This is a genomic window from Variovorax sp. P1_H12_2 (assembly GCF_056405335.1).
This window is the reverse complement of sequence record NZ_JBFUCI010000029.1, coordinates 1-16,409: the sequence shown is the minus strand read 5'-3', so window position 1 is coordinate 16,409 and position 16,409 is coordinate 1. Positions and strand designations below refer to the sequence as shown.

16 protein-coding genes and 1 riboswitch are annotated in these 16,409 nt (G+C 67.4%); of the genes, 8 read left to right on the top strand and 8 right to left on the bottom strand.

The annotated features are described in order from the left end of the window. The first annotated feature begins 78 nt into the window (after nt 1-78). The 5 genes from AC1D2K_RS05445 to AC1D2K_RS05425 all read left to right on the top strand — a co-directional run bounded on the left by AC1D2K_RS05445 (nt 79) and on the right by AC1D2K_RS05425 (nt 6,981). Nucleotides 79-684, top strand: a complete 606-nt coding sequence (locus AC1D2K_RS05445; protein WP_478086914.1) for a TetR/AcrR family transcriptional regulator — start codon at nt 79-81, stop codon at nt 682-684. Nucleotides 685-848: 164 nt separating this feature from the next. Beyond that, entirely contained in the window at nt 849-1,850 is a 1,002-nt protein-coding gene (locus AC1D2K_RS05440; protein WP_478086912.1) for an NADP-dependent oxidoreductase, read from the top strand. A gap of 30 nt (nt 1,851-1,880) precedes the next feature. Next, on the top strand, nt 1,881-2,585 hold the full coding sequence (locus tag AC1D2K_RS05435; RefSeq protein ID WP_478086911.1) for an SDR family oxidoreductase: 705 nt from the start codon (nt 1,881-1,883) through the stop codon (nt 2,583-2,585). A 75-nt stretch (nt 2,586-2,660) separates the two neighbouring features. Continuing rightward, nucleotides 2,661-3,737, top strand: a complete 1,077-nt coding sequence (locus tag AC1D2K_RS05430; RefSeq protein ID WP_478086910.1) for an alkene reductase — start codon at nt 2,661-2,663, stop codon at nt 3,735-3,737. 241 nt (nt 3,738-3,978) lie between these two features. After that, nucleotides 3,979-6,981 (top strand): transglycosylase domain-containing protein, encoded by a 3,003-nt coding sequence (locus AC1D2K_RS05425; RefSeq protein WP_478086908.1) that lies wholly within the window; start codon nt 3,979-3,981, stop codon nt 6,979-6,981. Here AC1D2K_RS05425 and AC1D2K_RS05420 read toward each other — a convergent pair. Next, entirely contained in the window at nt 6,949-7,266 is a 318-nt protein-coding gene (locus tag AC1D2K_RS05420; protein WP_478086907.1) for a hypothetical protein, read from the bottom strand. The genes AC1D2K_RS05425 and AC1D2K_RS05420 overlap by 33 nt on opposite strands. 186 nt (nt 7,267-7,452) lie before the next feature. Between AC1D2K_RS05420 and AC1D2K_RS05415 the strand changes: the two genes are divergently transcribed. After that, nucleotides 7,453-7,950, top strand: a complete 498-nt coding sequence (locus AC1D2K_RS05415; RefSeq protein WP_478086905.1) for a flavodoxin family protein — start codon at nt 7,453-7,455, stop codon at nt 7,948-7,950. 16 nt (nt 7,951-7,966) lie between these two features. Here AC1D2K_RS05415 and AC1D2K_RS05410 read toward each other — a convergent pair whose 3' ends face one another. The 6 genes from AC1D2K_RS05410 to AC1D2K_RS05385 are packed head-to-tail and all read right to left on the bottom strand — an operon-like array spanning nt 7,967 to nt 13,855. Then, nucleotides 7,967-8,749, bottom strand: coding sequence for an SDR family oxidoreductase (locus tag AC1D2K_RS05410; RefSeq protein ID WP_478086904.1), 783 nt, complete (start codon nt 8,747-8,749; stop codon nt 7,967-7,969). After that, nucleotides 8,746-9,762, bottom strand: coding sequence for an ABC transporter substrate-binding protein (locus tag AC1D2K_RS05405; protein ID WP_478086903.1), 1,017 nt, complete (start codon nt 9,760-9,762; stop codon nt 8,746-8,748). The genes AC1D2K_RS05410 and AC1D2K_RS05405 overlap by 4 nt, the downstream gene beginning before the upstream one ends. Then, nucleotides 9,759-10,526 (bottom strand): ABC transporter permease, encoded by a 768-nt coding sequence (locus AC1D2K_RS05400; protein ID WP_478086901.1) that lies wholly within the window; start codon nt 10,524-10,526, stop codon nt 9,759-9,761. The genes AC1D2K_RS05405 and AC1D2K_RS05400 overlap by 4 nt, the downstream gene beginning before the upstream one ends. Continuing rightward, nucleotides 10,523-11,269 (bottom strand): ABC transporter ATP-binding protein, encoded by a 747-nt coding sequence (locus AC1D2K_RS05395; protein WP_478086899.1) that lies wholly within the window; start codon nt 11,267-11,269, stop codon nt 10,523-10,525. Before AC1D2K_RS05395 ends, AC1D2K_RS05400 begins: the two co-directional genes overlap by 4 nt. A gap of 4 nt (nt 11,270-11,273) precedes the next feature. Further along, nucleotides 11,274-12,743 (bottom strand): acyl-CoA reductase, encoded by a 1,470-nt coding sequence (locus tag AC1D2K_RS05390; protein WP_478086898.1) that lies wholly within the window; start codon nt 12,741-12,743, stop codon nt 11,274-11,276. After that, nucleotides 12,740-13,855, bottom strand: coding sequence for a LuxE/PaaK family acyltransferase (locus tag AC1D2K_RS05385; protein WP_478086897.1), 1,116 nt, complete (start codon nt 13,853-13,855; stop codon nt 12,740-12,742). The genes AC1D2K_RS05390 and AC1D2K_RS05385 overlap by 4 nt, the downstream gene beginning before the upstream one ends. Nucleotides 13,856-13,925: 70 nt before the next feature. Next, a riboswitch (TPP riboswitch) is annotated at nt 13,926-14,019 on the bottom strand. A 176-nt stretch (nt 14,020-14,195) separates the two neighbouring features. On the opposite strand from AC1D2K_RS05385, the gene AC1D2K_RS05380 reads away from it, so the two are divergent. Together AC1D2K_RS05380 and AC1D2K_RS05375 are read left to right on the top strand one after the other, a co-directional pair. Then, nucleotides 14,196-15,224: a class I fructose-bisphosphate aldolase gene (locus AC1D2K_RS05380; protein WP_478086895.1), complete on the top strand. Its 1,029-nt coding sequence runs from the start codon at nt 14,196-14,198 to the stop codon at nt 15,222-15,224. Nucleotides 15,225-15,296: 72 nt separating this feature from the next. Then, the gene (locus AC1D2K_RS05375; protein WP_478086894.1) at nt 15,297-15,707 is read left to right on the top strand and encodes a hypothetical protein; all 411 of its coding nucleotides are present in this window, start codon (nt 15,297-15,299) and stop codon (nt 15,705-15,707) included. Between the two features lie 10 nt (nt 15,708-15,717). Here the strand turns inward: AC1D2K_RS05375 and AC1D2K_RS05370 are convergent, their stop codons facing one another. Then, the gene (locus AC1D2K_RS05370; RefSeq protein WP_478086892.1) at nt 15,718-16,287 is read right to left on the bottom strand and encodes an N-acetyltransferase family protein; all 570 of its coding nucleotides are present in this window, start codon (nt 16,285-16,287) and stop codon (nt 15,718-15,720) included. Between the last annotated feature and the right edge of the window lie 122 nt (nt 16,288-16,409).

Sequence of the window (16,409 nt, the reverse complement as noted above, 5' to 3'; positions counted from 1 at the left end):
TACAAGCAATGTAGGCAAGATTCACCGAAATGCCCTGAGGGTATTCCCGGAATCGGGTCACTGGCCTCCGAGAACTGTATGATGCGCATCATGCGAAAAGGAAAGCCCAATGCCAGAGCCGCAGCCAAGGATGCCACGCACGAACGCATCGTGGCCGTGGCCGCCCGGGCGATCCGTCGCAGCGGATACGACGGTACCGGGGTCGCGGACATCATGAAGGAGGCCGGCCTGACCCATGGCGCCTTCTATTCCCACTTCACCTCACGTGAGGCCATGTTGGCCGAAGCGGCAGGCAGGGCATGCGCGGAGTCCACTGYCGCCGTGGCCGACGTTGTGGCCAGCGTGCCCCGCGGCATGGCATTGGCATCCATGCTCAGCGCCTATCTCTCCAGGGAGCACTGTGAGCAGGTCGACACGGGATGCCCCCTTGCCGCGCTGGGCTCCGAGACGTCACGCCAGGCTTCCGATGTGCGTCGAGTGACGACGCGCCACATCAAGGAAATGATCGACCTGGTAGCCCGCCAGTCGCCGGACTGGGGACAGCCCGGTGCCCACGAACGGGCCATCGTGACCATCGCCACCATGGTGGGCGCTTTGCTGTTGTCACGCGCAGTCGATGAGCCAGATCTGTCTGACGAATTGCGCGAGGCCGCGCTCAAGCACCTGATCGCTGCGGGTCACTGAAAGCCACCGATGGATCGTGCTTATTTTTTCGTCTATTCACATGATGATCATCATGTGACAATGCCCCGCAGCCCACGCAATCTCCCCCCATTCACMGCCATGAACCAGGCCCCCGCAGTCTCACGACGCGATTCATGCGGGTGCACCAGGAACAAGGAAGACTGATGAAGGCATTTGTCCTGGAACGCTATGGCAAAAAGCGCGCGTTGCGGTCGACAGAGATGCCGACTCCGGAACTGCACGATGACGAGGTCTTGGTCGAGGTCCATGCCGCCGGCGTGAACCTGCTGGACGCCAAGATCAGGGACGGAGAGTTCAAGCTCATCCTGCCTTATCGCCTGCCGCTCATCCTGGGACACGATGTGGCGGGTGTCGTGGTCAAGGCGGGACCACGGGTGCAGCAGTTCAAGCCGGGTGATGAGGTCTATGCCCGGCCGGATGATTTCCGGATCGGCGCGTTCGCCCAGTTCGTCCCGGTCAAGGAGGCATCGCTTGCCCTTAAACCGAAGAACCTCACGATGGAGGAAGCCGCTTCCATTCCCCTGGTGGGCTTGACGGCATGGCAGGCACTGATTGAGAAGGCCAACCTGAAGAAGGGGCAAAAGGTCTTCATTCAGGCAGGCTCCGGCGGCGTAGGCACTTTCGCGATCCAGTTGGCCAAGCATCTGGGCGCAGCTGTCGCCACGACGACGAGCACTGCCAATGTCGGGCTCGTGAAGAGCCTGGGTGCAGACGTCGTCATCGACTACAAGACGCGGGACTTCGAGGACGTCTTGCGCGACTACGACGTGGTCCTGAACAGCCAGGATGGCAAGACCCTCGAAAAGTCTCTTGGCGTGCTCCAACGAGGTGGGAAGCTCATCTCCATCTCGGGACCGCCTGACCCCGAATTCGGCAAGGATATCGGGGCCCCCGGATTCGTGAAACTGGTCATGTGGCTGATGAGCTCAGGCGTCAGGCGAAAGGCGCAAGGCCGAGGCATCGGCTATTCGTTCCTCTTCATGAAGGCGAATGGGAGCCAACTGCGCGAGATCACCCGACTCATCGAAGCTGAGGCCATCCGACCTGTGATCGATCGGGTCTTTCCGTTCGAGTCGACCAACGAGGCCCTGGCTTACGTCGAAGCAGGCCGCGCGAAGGGCAAGGTCGTCGTCCAGATCAAGTGAGTCTTTTCTCCCCAACCATGGAGTTTCATTGTGAAGATTGAAAACGCTGTTGTCCTCGTCACCGGTGCCAATCGTGGCATCGGCTTGGCATTCACCCGCGAGTTGCTCGCCCGCGGTGCCCGCAAGGTCTACGCCGGAACGCGCGACCCCGCGGCCGTCATGCAGGCGGGTGTTCAGCCCCTGCGACTTGACGTCACCAGGTCAGACGACGTGGCGGCCGCCGCAGAGCGAGCGTCGGATGTGACGCTCGTGATCAACAACGCCGGCATTGCCCAGCCCGGAGGCTTTCTTGCGCCGGACAGCGAAGAGGTCGCGCGACGCATCTTCGAGACCAACTTCTTCGCCATGTTGCGCGTGAGCAGGGCCTTTGCACCGGCTCTCGAGGCCAACGGCGGCGGCGGTTTGCTCAATGTGTTGTCGGTCGCCTCATGGGTGAACGGCGGCGAACTGGCCGCCTATTCGGCCAGCAAGTCCGCCGCCTGGTCGCTCACCAATGCCCTGCGCCACGAACTGGCGGCGCAGAAGACGCAGGTGCTGGCACTGCACATGGCCTACGTCGATACCGACCTCACGCACGGGTTCGATGTCCCGAAGTCCAGTCCTGAGCAGATTGTCAAGCGCGCGCTCGATGGACTCGAGTCGGGCCTCGACGAGGTGCTGGCCGATGAACTCACGCTGCAAGTGAAGCGCGGGATGACGGCGGCCAGGCCCAGCTACCTGCCACAAGCCTCCTGAGGCCCCCATTCGATTGCGCCCCACTCCCTGCCAACGACAAAGTCTCGAACGACCTGCACTCACTCAAGGACCCTCATGCTGTTTGAACCTCTCACCGCCGCGTCGATTCAACTCGCCAACCGCGCCGTCATGGCACCGATGACGCGCAGCCGTGCCGTCGATGCCAACACCCCCAACGTATTGATGGCCGAGTACTACGGCCAGCGTGCTTCGGCGGGCCTGATCGTCAGCGAGGGCACCTCRCCCTCGCCCAATGGCCTGGGCTACCCCCGCATCCCCGGACTCTTCAACGGTGCGCAGGTGCGTGGGTGGAAGACGATCACCGACGCGGTCCACGCCAAGGGCGGCAAGATCTTCGCGCAGCTCATGCACACCGGCCGCGTGACTCACGTGGCCAACCTGCCAGCAGGCGCGGAGGTTCTCGGGCCGATGGCCATGGCGTGCCCCGGCGAGATGTACACCGACTCACAGGGCATGCAGCCGCACAGCACCCCGCGAGCGATGACGGCGACCGACATCGCCCATGCCGTCGACGAGTATGCGAAGTCAGCGCAGTTGGCCATCGAAGCGGGATTCGACGGTGTCGAGCTGCACGCCGCGAACGGCTATCTGATCGAGCAATTCCTGAACGCCAATGTGAACCTGCGCACCGACGCCTACGGTGGCAGCATCGAAGGCCGCAATCGCTTCGCGCTTGAAGTTTCCCGCGCCACTGCGGCCGCCGTCGGTGCCCATCGCGTCGGGATACGGGTGTCGCCCTACGGCGTGTTCAACAGCACGGGCGCGTTCCCCGACGTCGACGCTCAGTACTTGGCGCTCACTCAGGAACTGTCGAGGCTTGGCTTGCAGTACATCCACTTGCTCGACCATTCAGCAATGGGCGCGCCGTCGGTGCCTGCCGAATTGAAGTCCCGGCTTCGCGGTGCGTTCCAGGGCTTGTTCATCCTCGCTGGCGGCTTCGATCGCGCCCGTGCCGAAAGTGCGCTCAGGGCAGGCCAGGCGGATCTCATCGCCTTCGCCCGCCCGTTCCTCGCCAATCCCGACCTGGTGGAGCGCATGCGGGCCGAAGCGGCGCTGAATGCCGCAGACATGGCGACGTTCTACACCCCTGGTTCAAAGGGCTACACCGACTATCCGGCACTTGCGGCCTGACTTGCGGTGCCGGGCCGGTCGAGGGATCCTCGATCGCATGCTTTGCTGCGCCGCAATGACCACTTCGAAAAGGGGGGCGCCGCACGCCCTGGCTCGCCTTCGACGGGCGCCTGGATCGTGCTTCGCATGGAATTTTTTACAACATTGAAGGCCGTCAAGCACGAGCCAAGTGGCTGCGGAAAGCGCATCATCCTGTTTGACGAGCACCACGGTGCGGACTGCGTGCGAGGCAGGGCAGGGCATGACATGGATCAAGAAGGTTTTCTGGATCGGCGCTGGGCTCGCCGCCGTGGGTGCGCTTGTCTCATTCACGGTGGACGAATTGAAGACGTCCCGGCTGCAATCGGCCCTGTGGCGCGACCTCGCCAGCGGTGCCCGCTTCAGCGTCGACGCCGGTGCCAGCGATGCCATCCGCTTCCCCCATACCGGGCCCTACGATGAGCGGCTGGGCTACGACCAGCTGCCAGGCTTCATCGAGCGCCTGGAGCCCCTGGGCTTCGCGATCACCCGCCAGGCCCGCATGTCGCCGCGGCTGATCGAACTGCAGGAGCGCAAGCTTTTCATTCCCTACCGGGAGAAGAATCAGGCCGGCTTGACCGTGCGCGACTGCCGCGATGAAAAGCTGCTGCACACGCGCGTGCCGATGCGCGTGTACGAGCGTTTCGAGGAGGTTCCGCCGCTGCTGGTGAGCGCGATGCTGTTCGTCGAGGACCGCCACTTGCTCGACACGCAGCCGCCGCAGCGCAACCCCGCGATCGATCCGGAGCGCTTCGCGAAGGCCGCGCTCGAACAGGCGCTCCGGGCCGTTGACCCCAGCCAGGCGGCGACGGGTGGCAGCACGCTGGCGACCCAGATCGAGAAGTACCGCCATTCCCCCCACGGCCGCACCGCATCCATCGGCGAGAAGCTGCGCCAGATGACCTCGGCCTCGCTGCGCGCCTACCTGGACGGCGAGGACACGCTGGTGCGGCGCCGCCAGATCGTCGTCGACTATCTCGATACGGTGCCTCTGGCCGCGCGCCCCGGCATCGGCGAAGTGCACGGCCTGGGCGACGGGCTGTGGGCCTGGTACGGCCGCGACTTCGGCGAAGTCAACCGCCTGCTCGCCGACTACGACGAAAGCGCCGCGCCCGCGGAAGAAGCGCTCCAGCGCCAGGCCGAAGCCTTCAAGCAGGCGCTGTCGCTGATGATCGCGCAGCGCCGCCCGTCGCAGCATCTGCTCGGCGACGGCACGGGCCTGACGCGGCTGACCGACAGCTATCTGCGGCTGATGGCCGAAGCCGGCGTGATATCGCCTCCGCTTCGGGATGCGGCACTGCCGTTGCCCCTGCGCCTGCAGCCCGAGCTGCCGCCGGCGCCGAGGACCGACTTCGTCCAGCGCAAGGCCGTGAGCGCGCTGCGCACCCACATCTCCACCTTGCTCGACGTACCGCGCGCCTACGACCTCGAGCGTCTCGACCTCGAGGCGGAAACCAGCCTCGACGGCGAGGCGCAAGCGCTGGTGGCGCGAATCCTCGCCGGCCTGCGCACGCCCGCCGCGGCGAAGGCGGCGGGACTGGTCGGCTTCCACATGCTCGACCCCGGCGCGGACCCCGCCCCCCTGGTCTACAGCTTCACGCTGTTCGAGCGCGGCGCACGCGCGAACCTGCTGCGCATCCAGGCAGACAACATCGACCAGCCCTTCGACGTGAACCAGGGCGCGCGACTGGACATGGGCTCGACGGCCAAGCTGCGCACCCTGGTGAGCTACCTGGAGCTCGTCGCCGAGCTGCACGCGCGCTGGGCCGATCTGAGCCCCGTCGATCTGTCGGCGCTGGCGGTGAGCCCGCGCGATCCGCTGGGCGCCTGGGCGCGGCAATACCTCCTGCGCGCCAAGGACCGCAGCCTCGCGCCGATGCTCGAGGCCGCCATGCAGCGCCGGTACTCTGCGAGCCCGTCGGAGGCCTTCTTCACCGGCGGCGGCATGCACCAGTTCGCAAACTTCGAGCGCTCTCAGGGCGGCAGCTCGATGACGGTGCGAGAGGGTTTCAAGCACTCGGTCAACCTGGTGTTCATCCGCCTGATGCGCGATCTGGTGCGCCACCGGATGTACGGCGGCGAATCGAATGCCGAGCGCATGTTGAAGGATTCGACCGACCTGGGCCGGCGCGAAATGCTCGCGCGCTTCGCCGACCGCGAAGGCTCGGCCTACCTCGTGCGCTTCTATCGCAAGTACCAGCGTCAGCCCGCCGCGGGCGCCGAGGCACTGCTGCTGCGCGGCGTGAGGCCGTCGGCGCCACGCCTGGCGAGCGTGCTGTTCACGATCGAGCCCGAGGCCGACGAGGCGCAGCTCGACGCGCTGCTGATACGGCAGACGGGCCGCGGCGCTGCCTCGCCGCGCGCACTGCGGGCGCTGCGCACCACCTACGCCGGCTTGTCGCTCGCGGATCGCGGCTATGTCGCGCGCGTGCATCCGCTCGAGCTCTGGCTGGTCGGCTACCTGCGGCGTCACCCTGGCGCGTCGCTGACCGAGGTGCTGGACGCCAGCACGCGCGAACGCCAGGAGGCCTACGCCTGGCTCTTCAAGACGCGCCACAAGGGCGCGCAGGACAGGCGCGTGCGCGAACTGATCGAGCTCGACGCCTTCGCGCAAATCCATCAATCCTGGCAGCGGCTGGGTTACCCGTTCGCATCACTCACGCCCTCCTACGCGAGCGCGATCGGCGCGTCTGGCGACCGGCCGGCCGCGTTGGCGGAGCTCATGGGCATCATCGTCAACGACGGTGTGCGCCTGCCGACGCAGCGGGTCGGCGCATTGCACTTCGCGCGCGACACGCCCTACGAGACCCGGCTCGAGCCGCGCAACGCGAGGGTCGAACGCGTGATGTCCGTCGAGGTGGCTGCGACGGTACGCGGCGCGCTCGTCGAAGTGGTGCACGGCGGCACCGCCGGGCGGCTCCAGGGTGCGCTCAAGGACGCGGACGGCCGCGTGATCGAGATCGGCGGCAAGACCGGCACCGGTGACCACCGCTTGCAACGCATCGGCCGCGGCGGGCGGGTGATCTCGGAGCGCAAGATCGACCGCTCGGCCACTTTCGTCTTCATGATCGGCGACCGCTACTTCGGCACCATCATGGCCTACGTGCACGAACCCTATGCGGCCCGCTATCGGTTCACGAGCGCATTGCCGACCCAGCTGCTGAAGTCGCTAGGGCCGCAACTCCAGCTCGTGCTACAGCGAGACGGGTGCGGGGGCGATGGATAGCTGCTGGGAGTCGCGAATCCGCCCAAGGATCGACGCCAGCTCGTTCGCCTCCGCACGAGTGAATTCGCGCGCCAGCCTGTAGAACTGCGCTTGGTAGCAGGGCAACATGACCGCCGCTGTGAGCGCGTGGACGTCGTCGCTCCGAGCCAGGTGGCGACTGCAAGAAGCAATGCTTCGATAGATGTCGAGTGCCTGAGCGACGCGGCCTGAAGGTTGCGCGTCGCAGTTCATGGGATGCAGTACCAGATGCCCACCGGGGCCTTTCTTGCTTGTCTTGCCGGTCATCGCCGCTCCTTCGGGGGCGCCTCGGATGGCGCCTGGCGACCACTCTATTCACTCCGTAGCGCAGTGGTGAGTAACAAATCCGTCGTGAACGCAGGGCGCCGCCTGAGAGCGCCGCGGATCGACCGCTCCAGGGGCAAGGACGACTGAATTCGCCCGTCATCGGGCCGGGCCGCTATGCTGGGCGGCATGACTTCCAAGACGCTGCTCGTGGTCTACCACACCATGACCGGCGGCACCGCGCAGATGGCGCAGGCCGCCGCCGAAGGCGCGCGCGGCGAACCCGATGTGCATGTGCGCCTGCTGCATGCGCCGCAGGCCCAGCCCGACGACGTGCTGGGCGCTGACGGCTATGTGTTCGCCACGCCCGAAAACCTCGCCGCAATGGCCGGGCTGATGAAGGACTTCTTCGACCGCTGCTACTACGCCGCGCTCGACCGCGTGAACGGCCGGCCCTACGCCACGCTGGTGTGCGCTGGCAGCGACGGCCAGAACGCCGCGCGGCAGATCGACCGCATCGCAACCGGCTGGCGCCTGCGCTCCGTTGCGCCGGCATTGATCGTGTGCACCCATGCGCAGACGCCCGAGGCCATCGCGCGGCCCAAGCAGATCAGCGCCGAGGACCTTGCGCAATGCCGCGAGCTGGGCGCCGCGCTGGCCGCGGGACTGGCGCTTGGCGTGTTCTGACGCCGGCCGGAAGTCTTCACTTCATCACCAGGCCGCCGTCGACGAACAGCACCTGTCCAGTCATGAAGCGGCTCCATTCGGAAGCGAGAAACRGCACCGGGCCGGCGACGTCCTCGGGTCGCGCGATCCGCCGCAGCGGCGTTGCGGCGATCAGCGACTCGCGGAATTCTTCCCGGGTCGCGCTGCTGGCCTGCGTCGGGTAGACCAGGCCGGGGGCGACGCAATTGACGCGGATGCCGAGCGGCCCCAGTTCGGCGGCCAGGTTGCGGCTGAAGCCGACCAGCGCCGACTTGGCGGTCGTGTAGTCGTGGTACGGGATCACCGGCCGTTCGACCAGGTCGCTGACGATGTTGACGATGCTGCCCTGGGTGCGTTGCCTGAAGTGCGGCAGCACCGCCCGGCAGACGTTGTAGGCGCTGCCGACGGCGCCTTCGAACTGCGCCTGGTAATCCGGCCACGCCATGTCGCCGAACAAGGTGCGGCGCTGCGGGTCGAAGGCGTACGGCCGGAAGGCGTTGTTGACCACCACATCGATGCGACCCGCTTCGTCCAGGGCCTGTTCCACCATGGCCTGCACGGCCGTGGCCGAATTGACGTCGGCCTTCACGGCCCAGGCGTCACCACCGGCCGCCTTGCAATGCGCGACCACCTCGGCGGCCGCGGCGTCGTTGCTCAGGTGGTTGACCACCACCGTCGCGCCTTCGCTCGCGAAGGCCTGCGCGATGGCGGCGCCGATGCCGCGGCTCGCACCGGTCACCAGCACCACCTTGCCCTCGAACTTCACGGTGTCCTCCTTCATTGCGCAGGCAGCAGTTCCGTGCTGACGACGTCCGAGATCTTGATGTCGCGCTCGATCAGGCCCAGCTTGCGATAGGCATCCGCGGCCTTCTGCAGCGACTCCAGGTCGAACGCGCCAAGACCGTTCTTCGCGGTGGTGGCCGACACGCTGGCGGCATTGCGCAAGCGAATGATCTCCAGGTTGGCGGCGCGGTCGGTCCCGTCGATGGCGTGTTTCATGGCCAGGCCGGCCGCCTCCTCGGGGTTGGCGATCATCCAGGCCGCGCTCTCGCGATAGGCCTTCAGGAACCGCTTGAGCAACGGCTTCTTCTGCTGGTAGACCTGTTCCCGGACCACGAACAGGTCGCTCGACACGTTCAGGTAGTTGCGCACCTCCATCACGTTGACGTCGCCCACCCCCTTGCGCTTGCCCACCAGCAAGCCGGTGTCGGTGGCAGCGGTCGCATCGACCTGGCCTTGCAGCAGCGGCGCGAAGTTCGACAGCCCGGTGACGACGATGGTGACATCGGATTCGGACAGGCCGGCCTGGTGCAGCAGCACCAGCAGGTTCTGCCGGGTGCCGCTGGACAGGCTGTAGACACCGATCTTCTTGCCCTTCAGGTCGGCCGGCCTGGTGATGTTGGCGGACTTGAGCGAGACCACGTTGAAGACGTTCTGCGGGTAGATGTCGTAGATCGCCCGCAGCTTCTCGCCCTTGTCGAGGGCCGAGAAGAACGCGCCAGGGTCGGTGAAGGCCACGTCCGCCTGGCCGGTGAGGATGTTGCGGATCGCGTCGCCCCCGCCGGCGCCGGACACGTAGGCCAGATCGATTCCATTGGCCTTGAAGATGCCCTTGTCGGGCTCGGCCAGCAGGTGCGTGATCTCGGTGATCGGCTTGCTCCAGCCGGCCACGGTGATCTTCTCCGGCGCGTCACCGGCGTTGGCCCCGCCGGTAGCGATCAGGGTGAATAGCGCGGCGGTTGCCAGCAGTGCGCGGCGGCGTGCGATCGGTGTGTTCAAGGTCGTGTTCCTCATGAGATTCGGGTGTAGGGCCGCAGCAGTCGCTTCTCGACTGCGAGCGTGATCTGGTAGAGCGCGAGGCCGAGCACGGCGATGACCACCAGCACCGCGAACATCAGCGGCGTGTCCATCATTCCCTGCGAGGCGATGATCAGCGCGCCGAGCCCCTGGCTGGCGCCGATGAACTCGCCGACCACCGCCCCGACCAGCGCGAGCACCACCGCGACCCGCAGGCCCGCCAGGATCCCGGGCAGGCCGGCAGGCAGCTTCAGGCGCAGCAGCGTCTGGCGCCGCGTGGCGCCCAGCATCCGGAACAGCTCCAGCCGTTGCGGGTCGACCTGCTGCAGGCTGGTCACGGTGTTTTCCATCAACGGGAAGAAGCAGATCAGCGCCGTGATCACCACCGTCGATGTCATGCCGAAGCCGAACCACACGATGAAGAGCGGCGCCAGCGCCAGCTTGGGGATGACCTGGCTGATCACGACATACGGCTTCAGCACGCGCTGCAGCAGCGCCGACTCGGCCATCGCCACGCCGCTGATGAAACCGATCAGGCAGCCGGCGAACAGCCCGAGCATCAGCTCGAGGGCGGTCGTTCGGATGTGGGGCCACAGGTAGCCGGTGGACAGGCCCATCCAGAGCGACTTCATCACCGCCGAAGGCGCCGGCAGGACCAGGGCCGGAATGCCGGAAGCGCGCGCCGCCAGCTCCCATCCCGCGAGCAACGCGAGCAGCAGCGCCCAGGAGCCGAGCTGTGTGCGTGGGGAGATCGACTTCATGCCGTCGCCAGGTCCATCGCATCGCGCACTTGCGCGCAATGCAGGTTGAAGGCCGCGCCGTACCGCATCGCCGGCGCGCGCGGCCGGCTCACCTCGACGCGGATGTCCCGGACGATCCGGCCGCGGTCCATCACCGCGACCCGGTCGCCCAGATACACCGCCTCGGCGATGTCGTGCGTCACGAACAGGACGGTGGTGCGGCGCAGGCGGCACATCTGCAGCAGGTCGTCCTGCAGTTCGCCGCGGGTGATCGCGTCCAGCGCGGCAAAAGGTTCGTCCAGCAAAAGCAGCGCCGGCTCCAGGATCAATGCGCGCGCCAGGGCCACGCGGCTCTGCTGGCCGCCCGACAGCTGCCGGGGGTAATGCTGCGCATGGGCCGACAGGCCCAGCAGCGCGAGCAACTGCTCGGCCTTGTCGATCTCCTGCGCGGTGGGCTTGTGTTGCAGCGACACCGGCAGCAGCACGTTGTCGATCACGCGATGCCACTCGAGCAGGGTCGGCGACTGGAACACGAAGCCGAGTTGCGGGCCGGGCGCGACCACCTCCTTGCCCTGCAACCGGATGCTGCCGGTGTGAGGATGCAGCAGGCCCGCGGCGAGCTTGAGCAGGGTCGTCTTGCCGCAGCCGCTGCGCCCGACCAGGCAATGGAACTCGCCTTGCGCGATGGTCCAGTCGACGCTGCGCACCACCGGCGGCCAGCCGGGGTAGGTGAAGCCCACCTTGTCGATGTCGAGGAAGCTCATGGCCCTAGTCCGCGTACGGCGCCAGCCTGTCGGCCGCAAGTTCCGCCGACTGCTCGATCTCGACCATCCGCACCAGGTCCAGCAGGTTGAACCGGCCGTCGTGATGCCAGCCCGCCTCCGGCGAGGTCATCGAGCCGATGGCCGTGATGCGGGTGACGCCGGCAGCGCCCAGCAACTCCGACAGCCGGAACAGTTCGGCCGGTGCGGCCGCCACGCCCGCGGTCTGCAGAAAGGGCGGGTGCGCGGCCACTTGCGCGATCACCTGTTCCAGCGAATCGACCGCGACGACCTGGATGCTGCGGTTCAGCGCCGTGGGGGCCAAGGCCCGCGCTTCATCGGCGTAAGCGACGCCCCAGGCCGCACCGGCTTCGCCGATCAGCTCGCAGACAGGCTCGCCGCCGCCCGACATCGACTGCAGCTCGATGGCTTGCCGCCATCCGGCGACCGCGGCCGACTCCTCCAGCGCCAGGGCCCGGCGCGGGAAGCGGTTGTGCAGGTTGGCGAGCTCGCTGGCGAGGTACTGGGCGAATTCGCGCGGCGACACCTTGCCGCCGCGCTCGACGTAGAAGACATGCGGCGAATAGCAGCCCTGCTGGTCGTAGCGCATCACGTCCCAGGCGGCCAGGCGAGCCGTCGCCGGCGCGCGCAGGGTGTCGAGGGCCGCGGCGCCGACCAGGCCGAAGCCCAGCTTGTGGCCGTACGCCAGGAAGCGCGTCGTGACCGGGAGGCGGCGGCGGATGTCGTCCAGCGCGTCGTTGCCGCCGTAGGCGAGCACCGTGTCGGCCTCGGCATAGAGGGCCGACGCCTGTTCCTTCTCGCCGCCTTTCCACCACACCACGGCCAGGCAGTCGGCCAGCGGCGGGTGGACCTCGGCCAGCAGCCGCGCGAACAGGCCTGCGAACAGCGGCTCCGCGCTCGGCAGCTTGCCGATGTTGCCGGCCTTCACCAGCAATCCGCAGACCAGGCTCCACAGCGGCAGGGCCGGCACGTTGCCGGCCCAGCTGTGAACCAGCAGATCCGGCCCGAACGCCTTGGCCGCGCCGCCCTTGGGTCGCGGCTGGAACTCGTCCAGCAGCTTGGGATTGGCGAAGTCTTCGGCGACGAAGCGATGCAGTTGCGGCGCGCGAAAGGTCTGGAGGAAAGCCGTGAGGCCCAGGCGGACCATTTCGGCGTCATAGCYGCTGACGATCGGCAGCAGCTGGTCGGCCTGCATGCGGCAGGGGTCGGCCGGGTCGAGCAGGCGGGCGATCGCGCGATCCACCACGGCCACGATCTGCGACACGGTCATCGTCTTCAGATGGAGGCGGCTGGCCTGCTTGACCCGCAAGGCGAGCGCGGTCATCTGTGGCGGACTCAGCACGGGCACCGCGACTTCGAGCCGCGTGGTGCCCGATTCGAAGACCAGAGGCTGCCACTGCACGTCCGCCGGCGCCAGGCCAGGCAGGTAACCGGCAACCGCGCGYAGTGTCTTCATGCCGCTGCCGCCCGGATGAATTCCTCCACCGCCAGCGAACAGCCCTTGGCCTCAGCGCCTTCGGCGCGGCCGAGCAGCAGGAACCCGCCGTCGGCGGCCAGGCCTACGTCCTCGGTCAGGATGGTGGTCACGGAATTGAAGTTGGCGAGATCGCAATGGACCAGGATTCCGCGCTCGCTGCGCGCGACCTCGCGGCCCGTGAGCGGGTCGACCAGGCGCGAGCGGATCCAGTGCGGCCCCGACTTCACCGACGGCACCGACGCATTGCCGGCGTCGTAGAACTGCGTGCTCAGCTCGGTCATGCCGTACATGTTGATGCACTGCGATCGTTCGATGCCGAGCCGCGCCGACAGCTCCGCATAGAAGGCGTCGAGCGGCAATTCGCGCGACTGTCCCTTGTAGCCGCCGGTGTCCAGGACCCGGCTGCCTGCCGGCAGGCGGAACGACAGGCCGCGCTGCTCGAGTTCGTCGATCAGATGCACGAAGCTGTAGCTGGCGCCGAGCAGCGCATAGGGCGAGCCGCGGCGTTCGGCGTCCGCCAGCGCATCGCACAGGCCGGCGATGTCCAGCCCCTGCGGGCTCACGAAGTAGCGACTCTCCTCGGTGCCGAATTCATTCAGCGCGAGCGCCAGGTAGTGGGCCAGCGAGGAATTGGCCAGCACGGTTTCGGTGGGGAACAGGATGCCCATGCGCATCCGGCCGCTGCCGCGCATGAACCGGTTCGAGAAGTTGCGGATCATCGACCGGTCGTAGACCGCCAGCGTCGGATGAAAGTGACGGCCCTTCACCTCGCTGCGGGTCGTGCCGCTGGTCATGAAGACCCGGTCCGTGGCGGCCGGCGGCTCGCACCGCAGGTCGAGTTCCTTGAAGGCGTCGATCGGCACCGCCGGGATGTCGCTCCAGCGCTTCACGTGGCGCAGGGTTGCGCCGCGCCGCTGGCAGAAGCGCCGGTACGCCGGGTTGTTGCCGTACTGGTGGGCGAACAGGCGCAACGCCAGCCGATCGAACGCGTCGTCGGTGCACCCGTCCTGCGCGATGAAGGCGAGCACGTCGGCGACCACATCGCCGGCCGCGGCTGTGGCCGCGGGTCGATCTGCAGGGGGCTGGTTCATAAGGAGACTTCTTCGTGACCGTGAAACGGATGCTCCGAAGGCCACTTCGAGCACGGCAGGATCCGCCGATGATCGAAGTGTTGGCTCTTCTTCCGCCGGCATTAACCGGTTCAAGTTCGCGGGTTTGAATCTCAGCACTGTCGTGTGCACCCCGGAGCGTTGGCGATATTACATGCATCCCGGAGGTGCTGCTGCGAAGCGTGTTCACCGGGATCGGATGAAGGGTCATCGGATGCCCGTGCACGTGCAGACCTCGACCAAGACACCACGGCCGGCATGGGCTTGCGCTCCGGCGCCTCGAAGCAGGAGACTGAGTCCCGCTCGAACGAAGGGATCCGCCATGGCCACTTCCGATGATCTTCAAGCCACCGTGGAAGCGCTGGTTCGCAGGGGCAAGGGAATTCTTGCCGCCGACGAGAGCGGTCCGACCATTGCCAAGCGCTTCAAGGCGATCGGCGTCGAGTCGACGCCGGAGAACCGGCGCGCCTACCGCAGCCTGCTGCTGTCGACGCCCGGCCTGGGCGAGTACGTCAGCGGCGTCATCCTGTACGAGGAGACCCTGGGCCAGAGCGCGGACGACGGCGAGCTGCTCGCGGCCCTGGCCGCGCGGCAAGGCATCGTGCCGGGCATCAAGGTCGACGCCGGCAAGGGCCCGCTGGCACTCGCGCCCGGCGACGAGATCACGCAGGGACTCGACGGACTCGCCCAGCGCCTCGAAGCCTACGTGACGCAGGGCGCGCGCTTTGCGAAATGGCGCGCCGTCTACAACGTCTCCGGCACGCTRCCGAGCCGGATGGCGATCGAGGCCAACGCCGAGGCGCTCGCGCGCTACGCGGCGATCTGCCAGTCGCAGGGGGTGGTGCCGATCGTCGAGCCGGAGGTCCTGATCGACGGCGACCACAGCCTGGCGCGCTGCGCGGAGGTCACGCAGGAGGTGCTGCACGAAGTGTTCGTGGCCTTGCATCGCTATCGCGTGGTGCTCGAGCATATCCTGCTGAAGCCCAGCATGGTGGTGCCTGGCAAGGCGCATGCGCGGCAGGCCGGTCCCGAGGAGGTGGCGGCGGAGACCCTCCGCGTGCTGCGGCGCGCGGTGCCGGCGGCGGTCCCGGGCATCAACTTCCTGTCGGGCGGGCAGTCGCCTGTCGAAGCGACCGCCAACCTGGATGCGCTCAATCGCCCGGGCCGGCAGCCCTGGCAGCTGAGCTTCTCCTACGGGCGCGCGCTGCAGGATCCGGCGCTGCAGGCGTGGCAGGGTCAACCTGCCCATGCGCGCGCGTGCCAGGACGCGCTGCTCAAGCGGGCACGGCTCAATGGCCTGGCCAGCGAGGGGAAGTACAGCGCGGGGATGGAAGGGGAAGGCGCCCACTAGCGTCGATGGGGCGCGGTCATGCGGCCCGTCTTGCACGGCACTGCTGCGGCGACAATCCGAGGCTCCTTGAAAATGAACGCATCCATGCCGCTCGAACCGAACCTTCCTCTCTCCCCTGCGGATCCTTCGCCCGCGTCGCTGGAGACGAAGCGCGCGGCCCAGAGCGAGGGCAAGGCCCGTCGCTTGCGCAACGAAGCCGAGAAGCTCGCAGCCTGCTGCCTGGTCGTTCGCGCGGCTTCTGCTGCAGCGGACCACGAAGCGTTCGCCGAGGTGAGCCGTGCCGCGTCGAAGGCGCTTCGCGCCAAGTTCGGCGCTGGATCGATCACGTCGGCGTTTGCGTGGTTGGCCGGCGATGCGGGGCGAGCCGCACTGGCAAGCGTTCTTGCCGGCGAGGTCGAGCTGACCGGGCCGCTGTCGGTTCAGCAGGTCGTCGAGGCCGCGGAGCTGGCGCAGAAGGCGGAGCTTCTGCGCGGGAAAAGCTGAGGCTTCGCGCTCACGAACCCTCGCTGCCGCGTGCCTTCTCCCYGGCCTCCAGCTGCCGGTAGAAGTAGGTGGTGGTGCAGAGCCCACCGTGCGGCAGCAGCGCATAGCCCGGAATCGCGCCGACGCGTTGCCAGCCGAGCCGCTCGTACAGGCGTTCGGCGGTGTCGCTGGCGGTGTCGAGCACCAGCAGCGACTTGCCGCAGTCGCGCCCCATCTGCTCGGCCGCGCCCATGAGCGCCTCGCCCCAGCCCTGGCGCCGCGCGCGGCGGTGCACCAGCATCTTCGACAGGTCGGCGCGGTGCGGCTGGTTGTCCGGCTGGGCCAGCACCAGCTGCACGGTGCCGACGATGCCCTCGGCATCCTCGGCCACCAGCAAGGCGCGTTCGCCCTCGGCGACCCCCTCGGCGACGCGGCACCAGAACGCCATCGCCTCGGGCAGCGGCAACGGATGCATGAAGCTCACCGAGGCGCCGCCCTCCACGCAATCGATCAGCAGTTCGGACAGGGCGCGCAGCTGCGCATCGGAGACCGTTTGAAGGCGGCGGATGTTGCGAACGGGAGCATTGGCGTCGGTCGTCATGTCATCTCCAAGCAGAGGGCAGGGTGGCGATCACGACGGCATAGCGCGTGAGGCTGCGCGTCGGGTTGTGATAGCTCACGGGACGGTCCAGCACTGTGATAGCTCACGGGACGGTCCAGCAC

Bases quoted from the DNA above. Each gene is read 5' to 3' on its own strand.
- AC1D2K_RS05440 (WP_478086912.1), top strand. From the start codon at position 849: ATGAAGGCATTTGTCCTGGAACGCTATGGCAAAAAGCGCGCGTTGCGG.
- AC1D2K_RS05425 (WP_478086908.1), top strand. From the start codon at position 3,979: ATGACATGGATCAAGAAGGTTTTCTGGATCGGCGCTGGGCTCGCCGCC.
- AC1D2K_RS05420 (WP_478086907.1), bottom strand. From the start codon at position 7,266: ATGACCGGCAAGACAAGCAAGAAAGGCCCCGGTGGGCATCTGGTACTG.
- AC1D2K_RS05415 (WP_478086905.1), top strand. From the start codon at position 7,453: ATGACTTCCAAGACGCTGCTCGTGGTCTACCACACCATGACCGGCGGC.
- AC1D2K_RS05405 (WP_478086903.1), bottom strand. From the start codon at position 9,762: ATGAGGAACACGACCTTGAACACACCGATCGCACGCCGCCGCGCACTG.
- AC1D2K_RS05400 (WP_478086901.1), bottom strand. From the start codon at position 10,526: ATGAAGTCGATCTCCCCACGCACACAGCTCGGCTCCTGGGCGCTGCTG.
- AC1D2K_RS05395 (WP_478086899.1), bottom strand. From the start codon at position 11,269: ATGAGCTTCCTCGACATCGACAAGGTGGGCTTCACCTACCCCGGCTGG.
- AC1D2K_RS05385 (WP_478086897.1), bottom strand. From the start codon at position 13,855: ATGAACCAGCCCCCTGCAGATCGACCCGCGGCCACAGCCGCGGCCGGC.
- AC1D2K_RS05375 (WP_478086894.1), top strand. From the start codon at position 15,297: ATGAACGCATCCATGCCGCTCGAACCGAACCTTCCTCTCTCCCCTGCG.